Source organism: Pseudomonas vanderleydeniana (assembly GCF_014268755.2).
GTDB classification, from domain to species: Bacteria; Pseudomonadota; Gammaproteobacteria; order Pseudomonadales; family Pseudomonadaceae; genus Aquipseudomonas; species Aquipseudomonas vanderleydeniana.
Window position 1 is genome coordinate 7008618 of the sequence record NZ_CP077093.1, and the last position, 18307, is coordinate 7026924.

13 protein-coding genes and 1 pseudogene are annotated in these 18307 nt (G+C 62.9%); 8 read left to right on the forward strand and 6 right to left on the reverse strand.

Going from position 1 to position 18307, the window contains the following annotated elements; all coding sequences use genetic code 11:
- Positions 1–21: 21 nt before the first annotated feature.
- On the forward strand, positions 22–666 hold the full coding sequence (locus HU752_RS31600; protein WP_186688664.1) for a hydrolase: 645 nt from the start codon (positions 22–24) through the stop codon (positions 664–666).
- A 76-nt stretch (positions 667–742) separates the two neighbouring features.
- Positions 743–2554: a monovalent cation:proton antiporter-2 (CPA2) family protein gene (locus HU752_RS31605; RefSeq protein WP_186688666.1), complete on the forward strand. Its 1812-nt coding sequence runs from the start codon at positions 743–745 to the stop codon at positions 2552–2554.
- Here the strand turns inward: HU752_RS31605 and HU752_RS31610 are convergent.
- A complete protein-coding gene (locus HU752_RS31610; RefSeq protein WP_186688668.1) occupies positions 2541–3575 on the reverse strand; it encodes an AraC family transcriptional regulator in 1035 nt (344 codons plus the stop codon). The genes HU752_RS31605 and HU752_RS31610 overlap by 14 nt on opposite strands.
- A gap of 6 nt (positions 3576–3581) precedes the next feature.
- Entirely contained in the window at positions 3582–4604 is a 1023-nt protein-coding gene (locus HU752_RS31615; RefSeq protein ID WP_225920086.1) for an AraC family transcriptional regulator, read from the reverse strand.
- A 355-nt stretch (positions 4605–4959) separates the two neighbouring features.
- On the opposite strand from HU752_RS31615, the gene HU752_RS31620 reads away from it, so the two are divergent.
- From HU752_RS31620 to ycaC, 3 genes are all read left to right on the forward strand, one after another.
- Positions 4960–5769, forward strand: coding sequence for an EAL domain-containing protein (locus HU752_RS31620; RefSeq protein WP_186688671.1), 810 nt, complete (start codon positions 4960–4962; stop codon positions 5767–5769).
- A gap of 61 nt (positions 5770–5830) precedes the next feature.
- Positions 5831–7441 (forward strand): methyl-accepting chemotaxis protein, encoded by a 1611-nt coding sequence (locus HU752_RS31625; protein ID WP_186688674.1) that lies wholly within the window; start codon positions 5831–5833, stop codon positions 7439–7441.
- Positions 7442–7938: 497 nt separating this feature from the next.
- Positions 7939–8565 carry an isochorismate family cysteine hydrolase YcaC gene (gene ycaC / locus HU752_RS31630; protein WP_217838499.1) on the forward strand — a complete coding sequence of 209 codons (627 nt, stop codon included), beginning with the start codon at positions 7939–7941 and terminating at the stop codon, positions 8563–8565.
- Positions 8566–8887: 322 nt separating this feature from the next.
- Here the strand turns inward: ycaC and HU752_RS31635 are convergent, their stop codons facing one another.
- Positions 8888–9040 carry a hypothetical protein gene (locus HU752_RS31635; protein WP_186689341.1) on the reverse strand — a complete coding sequence of 51 codons (153 nt, stop codon included), beginning with the start codon at positions 9038–9040 and terminating at the stop codon, positions 8888–8890.
- A gap of 328 nt (positions 9041–9368) precedes the next feature.
- Between HU752_RS31635 and HU752_RS31640 the strand changes: the two genes are divergently transcribed.
- Both HU752_RS31640 and HU752_RS32350 read left to right on the forward strand, forming a co-directional pair.
- Positions 9369–10862, forward strand: coding sequence for a YifB family Mg chelatase-like AAA ATPase (locus tag HU752_RS31640; protein WP_186689342.1), 1494 nt, complete (start codon positions 9369–9371; stop codon positions 10860–10862).
- A gap of 189 nt (positions 10863–11051) precedes the next feature.
- A pseudogene (locus HU752_RS32350) lies at positions 11052–11135 on the forward strand (magnesium chelatase subunit ChlI family protein); the annotation flags it as partial.
- A gap of 430 nt (positions 11136–11565) precedes the next feature.
- Here the strand turns inward: HU752_RS32350 and HU752_RS31645 are convergent.
- Positions 11566–13542 carry a methyl-accepting chemotaxis protein gene (locus HU752_RS31645; RefSeq protein WP_186687602.1) on the reverse strand — a complete coding sequence of 659 codons (1977 nt, stop codon included), beginning with the start codon at positions 13540–13542 and terminating at the stop codon, positions 11566–11568.
- Positions 13543–13724: 182 nt separating this feature from the next.
- Positions 13725–14645 (reverse strand): LysR substrate-binding domain-containing protein, encoded by a 921-nt coding sequence (locus HU752_RS31650; RefSeq protein ID WP_186687604.1) that lies wholly within the window; start codon positions 14643–14645, stop codon positions 13725–13727.
- A 151-nt stretch (positions 14646–14796) separates the two neighbouring features.
- Between HU752_RS31650 and HU752_RS31655 the strand changes: the two genes are divergently transcribed.
- Positions 14797–16203, forward strand: a complete 1407-nt coding sequence (locus HU752_RS31655; protein WP_186687606.1) for a NorM family multidrug efflux MATE transporter — start codon at positions 14797–14799, stop codon at positions 16201–16203.
- Between the two features lie 166 nt (positions 16204–16369).
- Here HU752_RS31655 and HU752_RS31660 read toward each other — a convergent pair whose 3' ends face one another.
- A complete protein-coding gene (locus HU752_RS31660; RefSeq protein ID WP_186687609.1) occupies positions 16370–18040 on the reverse strand; it encodes a putative bifunctional diguanylate cyclase/phosphodiesterase in 1671 nt (556 codons plus the stop codon).
- Between the last annotated feature and the right edge of the window lie 267 nt (positions 18041–18307).

Here is an 18307-nt window from a genome sequence, read left to right on the forward strand (position 1 = left end):
GACTTAAAAAGGAACTCAATCATGTCCAACCGCGAATTGCTGAACCCAACCAACTCCGCCCTGATCCTGATCGACCACCAGCCACAAATGGCCTTCGGCGTGCAGTCGATCGACCGCCAGACCCTGAAGAACAACACCGTGGGCCTGGCCAAGGCGGCCAAGATCTTCAACGTGCCGACCATCTACACCTCGGTCGAGACCGAAAGCTTCAGCGGCTACATCTGGCCGGAACTGCTGGCCGTGAACCCGGGTGCCCAGCCGATCGAGCGGACCTCGATGAACTCCTGGGAAGACAGGAAACTGGTGGAGGCGGTGAAGGCCACCGGTCGCAAGAAACTGATCATGGCCGCCCTGTGGACCGAGGTCTGCCTGACCTTCCCGGCCCTGGAAGCCCTGGCTGAAGGCTACGAGGTGTACATCGTCACCGACGCTTCCGGCGGCACCACCCAGGAAGCCCACGACATGTCCGTGCAGCGGATGATCCAGGCCGGCGCGATCCCGGTGACCTGGCAGCAGGTTCTGCTCGAGTACCAGCGCGACTGGGCCCACAAGGACACTTACAATGCCGTGATGGACCTGGTGCGCGAGCACAGCGGCGCCTACGGCATGGGCGTGGACTACGCCTACACCATGGTGCACAAGGCTCCACAACGTACCCTGGGCTGATCCCTGCGAACACAAGCCCGCCAGGCTGCACTGCTGGCGGGCTTCCACCGTTTTACTGAAGAAAGGGAATTCTCCCATGCCACATGAAGGCAGCCTGCTGCAGGCTTCGGTCATTTTCCTGATGGCCGCCGTCATCATCGTCCCCCTGGCCAAGCGCCTCCAGCTCGGCGCCGTACTCGGCTACCTGCTGGCCGGCGTGCTGATCGGCCCGCAAGTGCTGAAGCTGATGGGCAACGCCGAGCACGTCGCACACTTCTCCGAGATGGGCGTGGTGTTCCTGCTGTTCATCATCGGCCTGGAACTGTCGCCCAAGCGCCTCTGGCTGATGCGCAAGGCGGTGTTCGGTGTCGGCCTGGCGCAGGTGCTGCTCACAGGCCTGGTGATCGGTACCGTGGCCATGGCCGCCTTCGGCCAGAGCCTGCAGGCGGCGATCGTGCTCGGCCTGGGCCTGGCACTGTCGTCGACCGCGCTGGGCCTGCAAAGCCTGGCCGAGAGCCGCCAACTGAACAGCCCCCATGGCCGCCTGGCCTTCGCCATCCTGTTGTTCCAGGACATTGCCGCCATCCCGCTGATCGCCCTGGTGCCGCTGCTGGCCGTGACCGGTGTGCAGGAAACCGGCGAAAGCGGCCTGGTGCATGGCCTGAAGGTGCTCGGCAGCATCGCCGTGGTGGTGGTCGGTGGCCGCTACCTGCTGCGTCCGCTGTTCCGCGCCGTGGCCCGCACCGGCCTGCCGGAAGTCGCCACCGCCACCGCGCTGCTGGTGGTGATCGGCACCGCTTGGCTGATGGAACTGGCCGGTGTGTCAATGGCCCTCGGCGCGTTCCTCGCCGGCCTGCTGCTGGCCGACTCGGAATACCGCCACGAACTGGAATCGCAGATCGAGCCGTTCAAGGGCCTGCTGCTGGGCCTGTTCTTCATGAGCGTCGGCATGGGTGCGAACCTGCCGCTGCTGTTCGAGAACCCCGGCCTGATCATCGGCCTGACCCTGCTGCTGATCGCCATCAAGCTGCCGTTGCTGATGTTCGTCGGGCGCATGGCTGGCGGCCTGTCACGTATTGCCGCCCTGCGCCTGGGCATGGTGCTGGCGGCCGGTGGCGAGTTCGCCTTCGTGGTGTTCAAGCTCGGCCAGAACCTCGGCCTGTTCGACACCCGCACCTACGACACGCTGATCATGACCATCACCCTGTCGATGGCGGTCACGCCGTTGCTGCTGATGGCCTGCGCACACTTCATCAAGACGCCGCCGCAACCGGCCCGCGAAGTGCCGGAAGAACTCCGGAAGATCAAGAGCGACGGCCCTCGGGTGGTCATCGCCGGCATGGGTCGCGTCGGCCAGGTCGTCGCGCGGATCCTGCATGCCCAGGGCATTCCGTTCATAGGCCTGGACACCTCGGTCGACACCATCGAGATGACCCGCAACTTCGAGCACGTGCCGGTGTTCTACGGCGACCCGCTGCGCCCGGAAATCCTCAGCGCCGCCAAGGTCGGCGAAGCCGAGTACTTCATCGTCGCGCTGGATGACCCGGAAAAGGCGGTGAAGACTGCGGAAACCGTGCAGCGCCTGTACCCGCAGGTCAAGGTCCTGGCCCGTGCCCGCAACCGCCAGCACGTGCACCAGTTGCTCGATGCCGGCGCGGAACCGGTGCGCGAGACCTACTATTCGAGCCTGGAAATGACCCGGCGTGCCCTGGAAGGCCTGGGCCTTGGCTCAGCCCAGGCGGAGCGGCGGATCCGGCAGTTCATGGTCCACGACGAAGAGACCCTGGCGGCCCAGCACCTGGTGCGCGGGGACCGCTCGAAGGTCATGGAGACAGCGCAGGAAGCCCGGGTGGAACTGGCGCGGTTGTTTGCCAGCGATACGGACGAGGGCGAGATCAAGGAGCGCTGACCGGTTCGGCCCGGGGCGAACGTACTCGGGCCGACTTCAGGCGATAGGCGCCGGGAGCGCAGCCGAACCATCGGTTGCAGGCTCGATAGAAGCTGCTGAGTTCGGTGAATCCCAGGCTCTGCGCAATCGCCGCCGCACTCTGGTCCGTCGAGCCGATCAAGTGGCGGGCCAACTGCAAGCGGCATTCGTCCAGCAGCTCCCGGAAGCCGGTCAGTTCTTCATCCAGCCGATTGCGAAGCATTCGTGGCGTCAGGTTCAAGGCGCTCGCAATACTCTCGAGGGAAACGACGATGCCCTTTGCCAGACCCACGACGATATGGTTTTTCACGACTGACGACACCTTCAGTGGAAAACGCTGAAGCTCCGAGTTGACCTGGCTCTCATGATGCAGCTTCAACTCCAGAGAAGCGGTCGGCAGCCGCTGGTGCCAGTCCCTGGCCGAGAAGGTGATCTTGTTGACCAGGTTGGAAAACCTGAGGTTGCTGCCGAAAAGAGCCTCCAGTTCGCGGCAATCGGCCGGCGCCTCATAGCTGAAGGTTGTCTCGACCGGCGTCACCCCGTGCAGGGGGAGCAGCCAATGGACGATCGCCATGATGGTGGAGAGATAACAGTCGATGTAGGACCTGCAGAGGTCCAGCAACTCCAGGCGCAGGAAAACCACGCTGCAGGACTCTGGCTCTTCCACGATCAGCAATGGAACTCCATCCGACAGGATCGCTGAATAGCGCGAAAGAATAGTCATGGCTTCGCCCAGCGTGGCACTGGACATCATGGGGTAGAGCTGGGATTGGAGCTGGCCTGGATGGAACAGCTCATAGCAGCCCAGACCGATATCGGGACGATTCGATGCGGCCTGGAGTACCTCCACGAAATTCGAAATTTCTTCTATCCGGACCCGCTGTCCGCTGGCGGCGATGTCGCCGAGGTGGGCATGCAGGTCCTCGACCTGATGCGAGGCAGGGTGCGCAAGCCCCTTCAGTCTCAGGACCACTTGGGCGCAGGTGGGAGCGATCGTCGGCATAAGTACTCAGTGAACCGGCAGGTTTCTGCTGTTTTTTGCCCGAACCTGGCCAGGCGATGAGCCGAACCAGCGCTGGCAGGCCTTGTGCAGACTGCTTGGCTGGCAAAAACCGAGCACCGAAGATATTTCCTTCAGGCTCAATGCGGGGATGGACAACAGGTTGGCGGCGATTTCCTTTCTCAGGTTTTCCTGCAACTCGGAAAAAGTGACACCTTCTCGCTCCAGGGATTTCTGCAGCGTGCGTGTGCTCATGTGCAGCTCATCCGCCACGTTCTGAAGCGAAGGCAGCCGCCCTTCGACAACACCTGCTGAAAATACCGAACGAACCTTTTCAACCAGCGAGCCGTTCAACTGCTCTTCCAGCAGCGCATCGGCATATCTGCAGTGAGTCTCTTCAAATGCAGGGTTTGCGGTAAACACCGGCGCCTCTCTTATATCGTGGCTGAACGAGAGGCTGAGGTGCGGCGCATCGAAATTCAGGCAACGACCAAACAGGCTCTCCAGACTGGTCGTGTCGGCAGGCCTGGAATAAGGCAGCTCTATCAGGCTCGGCTGGGCCTTGAGTGGATGACCGAGCCAATGAACGAGACCAAGCATGACAGCAGCGGCGGCATCGATAATGTATCTGGGGGCTTGAGCACAGGACGAACCCTCGAGATGCACCGTCATGTTGAGACGCCCGTCCCTGTCATCCAGGCGAATCAATGGCGCATTGGTGATCAGCGGGGAGTATTTGACCAGGCGCTCCAACGCCACTCCGAGCGTGGGACTGGACATCATCGAATAACCTGGCACGCCGAAGAAACCCGGCCTGGCGTACTGATAGGCCACAAGGCCGATATCAACATCCTCTGTGCACTCATAGACTTCATCAAGGAAACGGTAGATCAGGGAAAAATCCAGCTTATTGGGCTCAATCGATTTGAAGACTGCTGATCCATAACAATCAAAGACTTCCTTTATCTTGAGGCTCTTCTTCGAAATCATCCTGGCAATATCATTACATTCAACAATCACAAGATCCGACATTGCTCACCCTGAAACTTCTTATTGATCACTTAATGGCCAAGCCTGAACTACCAGGGAGTGATTTGCACGACAGGACACCGTAAAGGCAACTCAAGACACTAGCCAGGGTAGTGTCCCAGTGCGATTATCCTCCAGGTGATGGCCCTTAGCCACCTAATGTCATTTCCCATCGTATCGTGCTCTTCCCGCGAGACACGCACGCACCGCGAACGCTATCGGCGAGACGGCGCGCCAGGCACCTGAGAATCGATGCGACGGGAATCGCCTGGTTGTCGCCGCAAAAAACCGGCACCCGCCGTTGAGACTCCCACTCCATCAAATACGCAGGTGTCCGTTACCGGCGGAGGTAATGCCAATGGTCTCTCACATGGACATGAACTCCGAGCTGGAGTTCTGTAGCGTCTCGTCCGAGGAAACGCCGGACTTCACCCACTGGTTCTACGGCGAACTCGCGCGGGGTCATTTCTTTCTCGCCTTCCAACCGATCATGTCGACCGGAGCGAATACGAACCTGTACTACGAAGGACTCTTGAGACACTGCGGTGGCCCCATGCAGCTCAACCCATTTCCAGTACTGGAAGGAAGGAACTGCATAAGAGCTCTCGATCATTGTGTCGTGTCGAGTGTCATCGACATGTTGAGAAATTTTCCAGGGAAACGACTGGGCTGCAATATATCTGCACAAAGTGCGGTACTGGACGAGCAGTGGAGCCACATCATTTCCCAACTGCGGGCCGAGCCCGGACTGGCTGCAAGGCTGGTTATTGAAATAACGGAAAGCGCTTCGTCAAATCACAGGGCTGCAACAGAGTTTGTCATCCGCATGCGAAGTTTGGGTTGCCTTGTGGCTGTCGACGATTTCGGCTCGGGCTTCAGCACGCTTGAATTCATCCGTACCGCCTCACCAGACATTATAAAAATCGACAAGGGTTACTTGCACCGCGCGCGAACTTGCGAAGTGGCGGACGAGGCGTTCAGGCATCTGGTGGGGCTGTGCAAAACGCTGGCCCCCCACGTGATAGCCGAAGGCGTGGAGTTTGATGCCGATACCGAACGCCTGGCGAATTGCGCAGCGCAGTGGATGCAAGGCTTCCTGGTGAGCAAGCCACAGCGCCTTTTGCCTGGGGCGTCCAGACCGTGCGTGATCGGGAACTATCCGACCTGATGGCCTCGCCACTATCCGATTTTTGACTACTGAATCGAGGTAATGAATCTTGCTGCGCAAAATGAAAATCGCCAATCGGGTCCTGCTGTGTTTCTGCTCGATTGTCCTGATCGTCCTGATGCTGGGCATCTTTGGCCTGGTGCAGATTGCCAAGGTACGGGAAGAAGGGCAGAAAATCGAAAATGATGCACTGCCCGGCATCGCCCTGGGCGACGATATAGCACTGGCGTTCTCGAACACCCGGACCGAGGTCGTGCGCCTGTTGTCGGTAACGCCGGCCAAACTACCCGAAGCCTATGCCAACACTCAGGAAAAACAGAAACTGTTCAATGCGGCAATCGAACGGTATCGCCCGCTCATCGGCGGTGCGGAGGAAAAATCGGCGGTCGACGGCATTGTCGCGCTATATGCCACATACAGCGCCGATACTGAAGCCAGCTACAACCTGTTGAAGGCTGGCAAGCACGAAGAGGCCCAGGAAGTCATCATCGGCAAAATGGTTCCGATCGCAGGGCAGATCAAGGAACAGCTGCAGAAACTCGAAACGATCAACGATGACTCCCAGGCACAATCATCCGCAGCCGCCGAAGCCGCCTACAGCAGTGCCCGAATCGTGATCGGCAGCGTACTGTTCCTGTCACTGCTGTACACGCTGATCCTCGCCTGGCGACTGATCGCCAGCTTGGCCGGTCCCATCAGCCAGGCCCTGGGCAGCTCGGAGAAGATCGCCTCCGGGGACCTGCGGCAGTTTGCGACCGACATCGAGGGTGTCGATGAAGCCGCCCTGCTGCTCCAGTCGATGGAACGCATGCGCGGCAATCTGCACACGATGCTGCTCCAGATCGGCGCTGCCGCCGACCAGCTGGGCTCCGCGGCCGAAGAGCTGAACGCCTTGATGCGCGATAGCCATGCCGATCTGAATGCACAGAACATCGAAATCGAGATGGCGGTCACCGCCGTCACCGAGATGACCCAGGCTGTCGAGGAAGTGGCGCGAAATGCTGCCTCGACCTCCGAAGCTTCCCGGTCCTCGAACAGCGCCGCGCGCTCAGGACAGGATGAACTCAACGTGACCCTGGGCTCGATCAGCCATCTGGTACGCAATGTCGGTGACGCCTCGGCACAGGCACAACTGCTGTCGGACCACACGCAGGCGATCAGCAAGGTGCTGGAAGTGATTCGCGCCGTCTCCGAGCAGACCAACCTGCTGGCCCTGAACGCGGCAATCGAAGCGGCACGCGCGGGTGAAGCCGGCAGGGGCTTCGCCGTGGTGGCCGACGAGGTTCGCGGCCTGGCACACCGCACGGGCGAATCCACCCGGGAAATCGAAAGCATGATCGAACAGGTGCATGTCGGCACGCACAACACGGTCAAGGCCCTCGAACTCAGCACCTCGCAGGCCGAGCAGACCCACAGCCAGGCGACCTCCGCCAACCTGGCCCTGTCGAGCATCGTCAAATCGGTGGCACAGATCGATGAGCGTAACCTGGTGATCGCCAGCGCTTCGGAAGAACAGGCTCAGGTCGCCCGGGAAGTCGACCAGAACCTGGTGCGCATTCGCGACCTTTCCGCCCAATCCGCCGTACGCGCCAGCCAGACCACCGGAGCCAGCGAGGCACTGGCGCAGTTGGCCGGCGAGCTCAATGGGACGATTGGGCGGTTTACGCTCTGAGTGAGTTGGAGATTCGCGGCTGATCGTATGTCGCCAGACGGCAGAGGCTTTTCTGGCGGGGGCCACGGGAACCCCGATTTATCCCTGGTCGGCGATACGTTCACCAGCACACTCCCGAGAGGCCGAACCCGTTTCTCCAACCGGTCCGTGGGGAGCTGCCCCCCCGTGCACAACGTGGCGAGTGGGCTTGCCCACGCTCGGCTGCACAGCAGCCGCAAAACCTGCCACTTCGGAGAGCCTGGTAGACCGGATCGTTGTATTTGGGGCCGCGTCGCGACCCAGCGCGGGCTAGCCCGCTCGCCACACGATGAAGTCTTCAGGTAACTGAGCTGACAGTACCGGCCCTTGGCGTGTTCATGATGGCAGAAATGAGATTGTCCATCTTGGCGCGACAGTCAAACCGGTTTCAGCCGCTTTTTCCTTTTTCGGCGACTCATTAATCTGGTCACAAGTTGAACGACACAGCTTTTAACCACTTAACGAAAAAGGATTCCACCATGAGCAAGCCAACCTACAACCGCCTGAACAAAGACGACGCCGTAGTCCTGCTGGTCGACCACCAGACCGGCCTGATTTCCCTGGTGCAGGACTTCTCGCCGAACGAGTTCAAGAACAACGTGTTGGCGTTGGCTGACCTCGCCAAGTTCTTCGACCTGCCGACCGTGCTGACCACCAGCTTTGAACAGGGCCCGAACGGCCCGCTGGTTCCAGAGCTGAAAGAGATGTTCCCGGACGCGCCGTACATCGCCCGCCCCGGCCAGATCAACGCCTGGGACAACGAAGACTTCGTCAAGGCGATCAAGGCCACCGGCCGCAAGCAACTTATCATCGCCGGTGTGGTGACTGACGTTTGCGTAGCCTTCCCGACCCTGTCGGCGCTGGCTGAAGGTTTTGATGTGTTCGTGGTGACCGATGCTTCCGGTACCTTCAACGAAACGGTGCAACAGGCGGCGTGGAACCGCATGACCCAGGCTGGTGCGCAGATGATGAACTGGTTCTCGGTGGCCTGTGAGCTGCACCGCGACTGGCGCAACGACATCGAAGGCCTGGGCAACCTGCTGTCGCAGCGGATCCCGAACTATCGCAACCTGATGAACAGCTACGCGGCGCTGACAGCCCGCTGAGTTTCCCCTGAACCACCAGGCCCGCCTTTGAGCGGGCCTTTTGCTTTGCGGCGGCCAGACTCCGACGTTCCCACGCTCGGCGTGGGAACGCCTCCCAGGAGGCTCTGCACCCGCCCTGGTGACGCAGAGCGTCACCGGCTGCATGCCCACGCAGAGCGTGGGCACGATCAGCGATGGGGGCTATCCGATCGTTCCCACGGTCCCCGTGGGAACGCCTCCCAGGGCGCTCTGCGCCCGTCCTGGTAACGCAGAGCGTCACCGGCTGCATGCCCACCCGCAGAGCGTGGGCACGATCAGCCATGGCGGCTGTTTACCCTGTGTCTCAGTGCTGCTGATCCAGCAACCCATCCACCTGGCTTTGCGCCAACTCGATCAGGTGCACCGAAACCATCGCCAAGTGGCGCGACATGTCGCGCAACTGTTCGGAGAATTCACAGCCACCAAATGAGCCGATTTCAGGGGGAAGTAATGTCACGCTGAAAAAGAAAAGCCCCCGCAAATGCGCGGGCCTTCTTTAATCCGGAATCACTTCTCTGCCCCTTGTGGGAGCCGGCTTGCTGCGGGCGGCCTTCCGACGATCCGCCGAAGGCGGCCATCCAGCAAAATCGCCAGGGACAGAAAGGACACCATCGCCAGCAAGCCGGCTCCTACAGGGAGTTGCGGTGGGCTCGCTGCCTCAGTGCTACAGGCATGGCGCCATTCAGAGGCGTTTTTTCTGGACACACAAAAGCGCTCAACCCTCCCCCTCACTCGTCTAGCCTTCCAGAAACGCAGTAAACCCGCCTCACGTTCAAGGAAAGAACATGTCCCTGGCCATCGTCCACAGCCGCGCCCAGGTCGGCGTGGAAGCCCCTGCCGTCACCGTCGAAACCCATCTCGCCAACGGCCTGCCGAGCCTGACCCTGGTCGGGCTGCCGGAAACTGCCGTGAAGGAAAGCAAGGACCGCGTACGCAGCGCGATCCTCAATTCGGCCCTCGATTTTCCCGCCCGACGCATCACCTTGAACCTCGCTCCGGCGGACCTGCCCAAAGATGGCGGACGCTTCGATCTCGCCATCGCCCTGGGCATCCTCGCCGCCAGCATCCAGGTGCCGGCGCTGACACTGGACAACATGGAGTGCCTGGGTGAACTGGCCCTGTCCGGTGCCATCCGCCCGGTACAAGGCGTGTTGCCCGCCGCACTGGCCGCCCGCGCGGCCGGACGCACATTGGTGGTGCCATTGGCCAATGCCGAAGAGGCCTCGCTGGCCTGCGGGCTGACGGTGATTGCCGTCGACCACCTGCTGCAACTGGTCGCCCATCTCAATGGCCATGCGCCGATCAAGCCGTTCGAATCCAACGGCCTGCTGCACCAGGCCAAGCCCTACCCAGACCTGAGTGACGTACAGGGCCAACTCGCCGCCAAGCGTGCCTTGCTGATTGCCGCTGCCGGCGCGCACAACCTCCTGTTCAGCGGCCCACCGGGTACGGGCAAGACGCTGCTGGCCAGCCGGCTGCCCGGGCTGTTGCCGCCATTGGATGAGCATGAGGCGCTGGAAGTGGCGGCGATCCAGTCGGTTGCCAGTCATGTGCCGCTGAGCAATTGGCCGCAGCGGCCGTTTCGCCAACCCCACCACTCCGCCTCCGGGCCGGCGCTGGTGGGTGGCGGGTCGCGGCCGCGTCCCGGCGAGATCACCCTCGCCCATCACGGCGTGCTGTTTCTCGACGAGCTGCCGGAGTTCGATCGCAAGGTCCTGGAAGTACTGCGCGAGCCATTGGAGTCGGGCCATATCATCATTTCCCGCGCCCGCGACCGGGTGCGTTTTCCGGCACGCTTCCAGTTGGTGGCGGCGATGAATCCGTGCCCCTGTGGATATCTTGGCGACCCGACCAACCTTTGCCGCTGCACGCCGGAACAGATCCAGCGCTATCGCAACAAGCTGTCGGGCCCGCTGCTGGACCGTATCGACCTGCACCTGACCGTAGCCCGTGAGGCCACGGCGTTGAACCCGGTGAAGGAGCCGGGAAACACTACGGCCAAGGCGGCCGAGCGGGTTGCAGAAGCCCGCCTGCGCCAGCAGCAACGCCAGGGCTGCGCCAACGCCTTTCTCGATCTGGAGGGTTTGCGCCAGCACTGCAAGTTATCCACAGCCGATGAAACCTGGCTGGAGACAGCCTGCGAGCGCCTGACCCTGTCGCTGCGGGCCGCGCATCGGTTGCTGAAGGTGGCAAGGACGTTGGCAGATCTGGAGCAGGTGGAGATGATCAGCCGGGAGCATCTGGCCGAGGCGTTGCAGTATCGGCCCAGTAGCGCCTGATATATCGCGGAGAGGTTGAGGGCCTATTCGCGGCGGTTCGGCGCCCCGACAAGCCCTGCTCCAGTCATTGGTTGTTGATGATCGTTCCCACGCTCCGCGTGGAAACGCAGCCCGTAACGCTCGGCGTCGCAAGAACGGACGCCGAGCGTCCTGGGAGGCATTCCCACGCCGAGCGTGGGAACGATCGAAACGTTGGCGGATCTGGAGCGGGTGGAGGGGATCAGCCGTGAGCATCTGGCCGAGGCGTTGCAGTATCGGCCCAGTAGCGCCTGATATATCGCGGAGAGGTTGAGGGCCTATTCGCGGCGATTCGGCGCCCCGACAAGCCCTGCTCCAGTCATTGGTTGTTGATGATCGTTCCCACGCTCCGCGTGGAAACGCAGCCCGTGACGCTCGGCGTCGCAAGAACGGACGCCGAGCGTCCTGGGAGGCATTCCCACGCCGAGCGTGGGAACGATCGAAACGTTGGCGGATCTGGGGCGGGTGGAGGGGATCAGCCGTGAGCATCTGGCCGAGGCGTTGCAGTATCGGCCCAGTAGTGCCTGATATGGCCGGGATAATGGCTAGTACTGCGGTGAAGTTGAGGGACTATTCGCGGGCAAGCCACGCTCCTACAGTGCCGAGTCGTATACAGGGTCCATGTACGACTCGGTACTGTAGGAGCGTGGCTTGCCCGCGAATGGATCTAAAGACCGGCACCGCCTCAACGGAACCGATCAACCTCCTGTCGCAACTCCGCCGCCAGCGTTTCCAGCTCACGCGCGGTCTGCGCCAGGTTGGACACCACTTCGCGCTGTTCGCTGTTGGCCAGGGCGATGCTCTGCAGGTTGCTGCTGAGCAGGGTCGCGGTGCTGCTCTGCTCTTGGGTGGCGGTGGTGATAGCAGCGAATTGCTGGCCGGCCGAACGGCTCTGTTCGTCGATGCGCTGCAATGCCGAGGCGACGTTGGCGTTACGCGACAGGCCTTCCTGCATCAACGCGTTGCCCTGCTCCATGGTCTGGATGGCGTGACCGGTTTCCTGCTGGATGCTGTGGATCATGCTGGAAATCTCGTCCGTCGCCTCGCGGGTGCGGCCCGCCAGGCTGCGTACCTCATCGGCGACCACGGCGAAACCACGGCCCTGTTCTCCGGCACGGGCGGCTTCGATGGCAGCGTTGAGCGCCAGCAGGTTGGTCTGTTCGGCAATCGAGGTGATCACGCCGACGATGCCGCCGATTTCCTGGGAACGCTGGCCCAGGGTGTTGATCACGGTCGCCGTGCTGCCCAGCGCAGCGGCGATCTGCTCCAGGGACGAGGACGCCTCTTCCATCGAACTGCGACCGATACGCGTCTGCTGGGCGTTTTCCTGGGCCAGGCGCTCGGTGTTGCTCATGTTGTCGGCGATGTTCAGCGAGGTGGCACTGAACTCCTCGACCGCGCCGGCCATGCTGGTGATTTCACCGGACTGCTGTTCCATGCCTTCGTAGGCCCCGCTCGACAGGCCGGACAAGGCCTGGGCACGACCGTTGACCTCCTGGGCGGCCTTGCGGATGTGTTCGACCATGGTCGACAGCGCCTGGCCCATCTGGTTGAAGCTGCCAGCCAGCTGGCCGATCTCGTCGTGGCTCGACACGTTGAGCCGCACGCTCAGGTCGCCGGCCCCCAGGGCCTGCGCCTGGTGCACCAGGTCACCGAGTGGACGCAGCTTGCTGCGCAGCAGCCAGACCGCCGCGCCGACTGCCAGCAACATCGCCAGCAGGCTGCCGAACACCAGGCGAATGCCGACGCTCCAGGTCACCTCGCTGATCTCGGCCTTGGGCATGCTCGCCACCACCGACCACGGGCCGTCCTCGAAAGGTACCGCGACGCTGTAGACGTCATCGCCCTTGTCGCTCCAGAAGCGCCCCTGGCCCGGCTGCTTCGCCAGGTCGGCGATCACCTTGGCCGCCTGCTCGGGATCATTCACCTGGGCGGGCGCGACCAGCCAGCGCTTCTGCTCGTCGAGCAGCGCCAGGGAGCCGGTGGTACCGATGCGGAAACGCTTGAGGTTGTCGAACTGCGCCTTCTGCGCATCGGTGTAGTCGAAGCCGACGAACAGCACCGCGAACACCTTGCCGCTGCTGTCACGCACCGGGGTGTACTGGGTCATGTAGTAGCGGTCGAAAAGCAACGCACGGCCGACATAGCTCTGGCCCGCCATCAGCCTGGCGTAGGCCGGGTGCTGGTGGTCAAGCAGGGTGCCGATGGCACGGCTGCCGTCCTGCTTGGTCAGGGAGGTGCTGACGCGGATGAAGTCCTCGCCGCTGCGTACGAACAGGGTCGCGACACCGGCGGTCATCTGCTTGAAGTCGTCGACTTCGGTGAAGTCGTTGTTGAGCAGCTTGTCGCGCAGGTACAGGCTCGGGGCCTGGGTACCGGCCACGCTGACCAGCTCATCGGTGCGCGCGCTCAAGCCGCTGCTGAAGCGCTTCTCGAACAGCCCGCTGAGGCGCTGGGTGCTTTCGCGCAGGGTGCCGTGGAAGGTATTCAACTGGTCGGCGAGCAGGCGTGCTTCGCTGGCCAAATGCTCTTCGCGGGTATCGAGGTTGGCCGAGTCCAGCGAACGCAGGGCGAATACGGTACTGCCGCTGATCACCACCGCCAGGATGACGGAAAGCGCAAGACCGAGTTGCGTGGCGATGCGAGCACGGGGTTGAGGCATGAACAGCTCCTGACCGAGTAGCCGGGTCATCCTTATCCCATGGCGCTACCCGGTTTTTTCAAGTTGAGTCGTGAGAGGCCTTTCTGAACGAAGGTTCCATGTCGCTACAGTCGGCTGCTCATACAGATACTTGAGCAAATCGGAGGGATATTTGCCAGAAATCTGACCGAAGGATTACGCATTCAACCCAACCGCTCGACCCGGGGCAGTTCCATGGCCGCGACTTCGCCCTGCAGGAAGTCGCTCAACCGACGCAGGCGTTCTCCACCGGGGCGGGTTTTCGGCCATACCAGGTAGTACTTTTCGCCGCTGGCCACGGCGGTCGGCCAGGGCAGGCTGAGGCGTCCCTGGGCGACGTCCTCGGCGACCATCAGCAGGTCGCCCATGGACACGCCATAACCCCGGGCCGCGGCAATCATCCCCAGCTCCAGGGTGTCGAACACCTGCCCACCCTTGAGGGACACCCGCTCGGACAGGCCCATGCGCTCCAGCCAGTTGCGCCAGTCGCGCCGGTCCGGCGTCGGGTGCAGCAGCTCGGTGGCGGCCAGGCGTTCGACATCCCACGGCTGGTCATTGAGCAGGGTGGGCGCGCCAACCGGGATCAGCCACTCGGAAAACAGGTAGCTGGACTCCCAATCCGGCGGGAAATGCCCGTTGCTGAGCAACACCGCGCAATCGAACGGCTCCTGGTTGAAATCGACGTTGTCGACGTCCATCCAGGCACTGGTCAGCTGTACCTCGTTGCCTTTCTGCAAGTGTCGGAAGCGGCTGATACGCGCCAGCAGCCAGCGCATGGTCAGCGTCGACGGCGCCTTCATGCGCAGGATGTCATCTTCGGCGCGCAGGGTATCGCAGGCCCGCTCCAGCGCGCCGAAGCCCTCGCGAATCCCCGGCAACAGCAACCGCGCGGCCTCGGTCAGTTGCAGGTTGCGACCGTTGCGCTGAAACAGCCGGCAGGCGAAATGATCCTCCAGGGTGCGGATGTGCCGGCTCACCGCGCTCTGGGTGATAGACAGTTCTTCCGCTGCCCGGGTGAACGAGCTGTAGCGCGCCGCCGCCTCGAAGGCGCGCAGGGCATAGAGCGGGGGCAGGCGACGGGACATGAGTGACCTTCCGGGAACGGGATGGAACAGCACCTGGCAGAAATGGCTGCATGAGTTTTTATCATGCGAGCAATCGTTTTTATCCCTTTGTGCAAAGCCGTGCAAGCGCCGAGAATCAGTCCTTTAACCCTTCTGTCACTCTGAGAGTCCGATGATCATGCAGCATCCAGCACGTACCGAACTCTGGGCCATCCTGCGGCTGTCGGGGCCGTTGATCGCCTCGCAGTTGGCGCACATGCTCATGGTGCTGACCGACACCCTGATGATGGCCCGGCTCAGCCCCGAGGCCCTGGCCGGTGGTGGCCTCGGCGCGGCGAGCTATTCGTTCGTGTCGATCTTCTGCCTCGGGGTGATTGCCGCGGTCGGCACGCTGGTCGCCATCCGCCATGGCGCCGGCGACACCGAAGGCGTCACCCGCCTGGCCCAGGCCGGGCTCTGGCTGGCCTGGGCCATGGCACTGGGCGCCGGCCTGCTGCTGTGGAACCTCAAGCCGATCCTGCTGCTGTTCGGCCAGAAACCCGCCAACGTGCAGGCCGCCGGCCAGTTCCTGATGGTGCTGCCATTCGCCCTGCCCGGCTACCTGAGCTTCATGGCCCTGCGCGGCTTCACCAGTGCGCTGGGGCGGGCTACGCCGGTGATGGTGATCAGCCTCTGCGGCACCGTGGCCAACTTCCTGCTCAACTATGCCTTGATCACCGGGATGTTCGGCCTGCCCCACCTGGGCCTGACCGGGATCGGCCTGGTCACGGCGATCGTCGCCAACTGCATGGCACTGGCCCTGGCCTGGTACATCCGGCGGAATGCGGCATACCGCGACTACCCCTTGCTGAAGGGCCTGTCACGGCCGAACTGGCAGTACCTGCGTGAGCTGTGGCGGCTGGGCCTGCCGATTGGCGGGACCTATGCCGTGGAAGTCGGACTGTTCGCCTTCGCGGCCCTGTGCATGGGCACCATGGGCAGCACGCAACTGGCGGCGCACCAGATCGCCCTGCAAATCGTCTCGGTGGCGTTCATGATTCCAGCGGGGATTTCCTACGCGATCACCCTGCGCATCGGCCAGCACTACGGGGCCGGGCAACTGCTGGACGCGCGGCGGGCCGGACGGGTCGGCATCGCCTTCGGCGCGGCGATCATGCTGGCCTTCGCCATGTTGTTCTGGCTGGCGCCGAACGCGTTGATCGGGCTGTTCCTGGACCACAACGACCCGGCCTTCCGCCCGGTGATCGAGCTGGCCGTCAGCCTGCTGGCGGTGGCCGCCTGGTTCGAGCTGTTCGACGGCACCCAGACCATCGCCATGGGCGCGATCCGCGGGCTCAAGGATGCCAAGACCACCTTCCTGGTCGGGCTCGGCTGCTACTGGCTGATCGGTGCGCCGTCGGCCTGGCTGCTGGCGTTCAACCTTGGCTGGGGGCCGACCGGGGTCTGGTGGGGGTTGGCGTTGGGGCTGGCGTGTGCGGCAATCGGCCTGACGCTGGCGTTCGAATGGCGGATGAAGCGGATGCTGGGCAAAGGCGAGAAGAATGCATCGGCTCAAGCGGCCATGAACGCCTCCCCTTAGGGCCAGGATCATGTGGGAGACGGCCGGGCGGCTCCCACAGTGACCGCGCCAGGCTCGGGAGGCCGCGCGCTGTAGGAGCGTGGTTTGCCCGCGAAGCTTTTTGTGCCCCCAAGGGCCTCTTCGCGGGCAAGCCCGCTCCTACAGGAAGGTTGTTGCATCCATGCGTTCAGCAGACGGCCTGGATCGCCGGCTGGCTGGCGCAGGAAGTCAGGTACTGGGCCAGCTCCTCCAGCGGCAGCGGCTTGCTGATCAGGTAACCCTGTACCTGGTCGCAGCCAAAGCCGTGCAGCAGGGCCAGCTGTTCCGGCGTCTCGACCCCCTCGGCCACCACTTCCAGGTTGAGGTTGTGGGCCAGGTTGATCATGGCGTGAACCAGCTTGCGGTTCTCCTCGCGCTGCTCCATGCCGCCGACGAAGCTCTTGTCGACCTTGAGCAGCGCGATCGGCAGGCTGTTGAGGTGCACGAACGAGGAGAAACCGGTACCGAAGTCATCCAGGGAAAAACGCACGCCCAGGTGCCCGAGGGCATCCATGGTCTGCTTGACCAGGTCGCTGCGGCGCATCACCGCCGTCTCGGTGAGTTCGAACTCCAGCCATTGCGCCTCGACCCCACGCTCGGCAATCAGCCGGCTCAGGGTCGACAGCAGCTGGCTGTCCTGGAACTGCCGGAACGACAGGTTGACCGCCATGTGCAACGGCCCCAGCCCACGCTGACGCAGATCCTGCATGTCACGCAGGGCCCGGGAAATTACCCAGTAGCCCAGCGGCACGATCAGCCCGCTCTGCTCGGCCAGCGGCACGAATTCGCTCGGCGGCAGCAGCCCGCGCTCGCCATGACGCCAGCGCACCAGGGCCTCGAGGCCGACGATCTGCCCACTGCCCAGGTCCAGGCGCGGCTGGTAATGCAGTTCCAGCTCGTCGCGACGCAACGCCCGGCGCAGCTCGCTTTCCAGGTCGGCGAGGCTGCGGGCGTTGCGGTTGATCCGTTCGTTGAAGACATTGAAGGTACAGCCCTGGGTGCTCTTGGCCTGCTGCATGGCGATGTGCGCATGCCACATCAGCGGGTCGGCACCGGCCTTGGCGCGGGCATGGGCGATGCCCAGGCTGCAGCCGATCAGCAGGCTTTCGCCATCGATCCAGTAGGGTTCGGCCATGACCTCGACGATCCGCTCGGCCATCCACTCGGCGCGTTGCGGTGCCCGGCGCGTATCGATCAGCAGGGCGAACTCGTCGCTGCCCAGGCGGGCCAGCTGGTCACCGGCCTCCAGTTGGCTCTTGAGGCGCGCGACCACCTGCAGGATCAGCCGATCGCCGGCCTGGTGGCCCAGCGCGTCGTTGGCATGGCGAAAGTTGTCCAGGTCAAGATGCCCGAGGGCCAGGCCGCGCCCGTCGTTCTCGGCCAGGCGTGCGGTCAGCAGGGTCTGGAAACCCTGGCGGTTGGCGATGCCGGTCAGCGGGTCCTGTTCGGCCAGGCGCTGCAGGGTGTTTTCCAGCACCCCGCGCTCGTGCACATGCCGCAGGCAGCGGCGCAGGGTCGCGGTATCCAGGGTATCGCGCACCAGCCAGTCGCTGGCGCCCAGCGGCGCGACTTCCGGCTCGTCATCGAGCAGCAGCACGGTCGGCAGGCTGCAGCGCCCCGGAGCCGGCTGCAATTGCGGAACGGTCAGCAATACCGCCGCGCGCTCGTCATCGAAGAGGCCGCGGACCAACTCCCACGAAGTCGCACTGACCAGCATGGCCGTGCCCCCCAGCGGAGCGAGACACTCGCGCAACAACGCCGCCCAGGCCGGATCATCGGCCAGCAGCAGCAAACGCAAGGGTTCGACAGGCGTAGACAAGCTAGCTCCCTAGACTCTGCAAAAAACATGGGCGAAAGGCATTATGACTCGCCGAGGAGCGATTACAATGCGAATGGTTATCAACCGCTAACTTATATCGCGTCAGGTTGAACAATAGCCTTAAATTCTTTGCGCATCCTGCGGGAAAGTAACAAAACCGGCAAATTTAGATCGTGCCTTGCGTCACAATGTCGGAGAGTCGCGGCAGAATCCGTCCAGCCTGTTAAAATGCCCGCCCTTTTTTCGTAACAGACCACTTACTTCGTC

Bases quoted from the DNA above. Each gene is read 5' to 3' on its own strand.
- HU752_RS31615 (WP_225920086.1), bottom strand. From the start codon at position 4,604: ATGTCGGATCTTGTGATTGTTGAATGTAATGATATTGCCAGGATGATT.
- HU752_RS31600 (WP_186688664.1), top strand. From the start codon at position 22: ATGTCCAACCGCGAATTGCTGAACCCAACCAACTCCGCCCTGATCCTG.
- HU752_RS31645 (WP_186687602.1), bottom strand. From the start codon at position 13,542: ATGCCTCAACCCCGTGCTCGCATCGCCACGCAACTCGGTCTTGCGCTT.
- HU752_RS31610 (WP_186688668.1), bottom strand. From the start codon at position 3,575: ATGCCGACGATCGCTCCCACCTGCGCCCAAGTGGTCCTGAGACTGAAG.
- HU752_RS31605 (WP_186688666.1), top strand. From the start codon at position 743: ATGCCACATGAAGGCAGCCTGCTGCAGGCTTCGGTCATTTTCCTGATG.
- ycaC (WP_217838499.1), top strand. From the start codon at position 7,939: ATGAGCAAGCCAACCTACAACCGCCTGAACAAAGACGACGCCGTAGTC.
- HU752_RS31650 (WP_186687604.1), bottom strand. From the start codon at position 14,645: ATGTCCCGTCGCCTGCCCCCGCTCTATGCCCTGCGCGCCTTCGAGGCG.
- HU752_RS31655 (WP_186687606.1), top strand. From the start codon at position 14,797: ATGATCATGCAGCATCCAGCACGTACCGAACTCTGGGCCATCCTGCGG.
- HU752_RS31640 (WP_186689342.1), top strand. From the start codon at position 9,369: ATGTCCCTGGCCATCGTCCACAGCCGCGCCCAGGTCGGCGTGGAAGCC.
- HU752_RS31620 (WP_186688671.1), top strand. From the start codon at position 4,960: ATGGTCTCTCACATGGACATGAACTCCGAGCTGGAGTTCTGTAGCGTC.
- HU752_RS31625 (WP_186688674.1), top strand. From the start codon at position 5,831: ATGAAAATCGCCAATCGGGTCCTGCTGTGTTTCTGCTCGATTGTCCTG.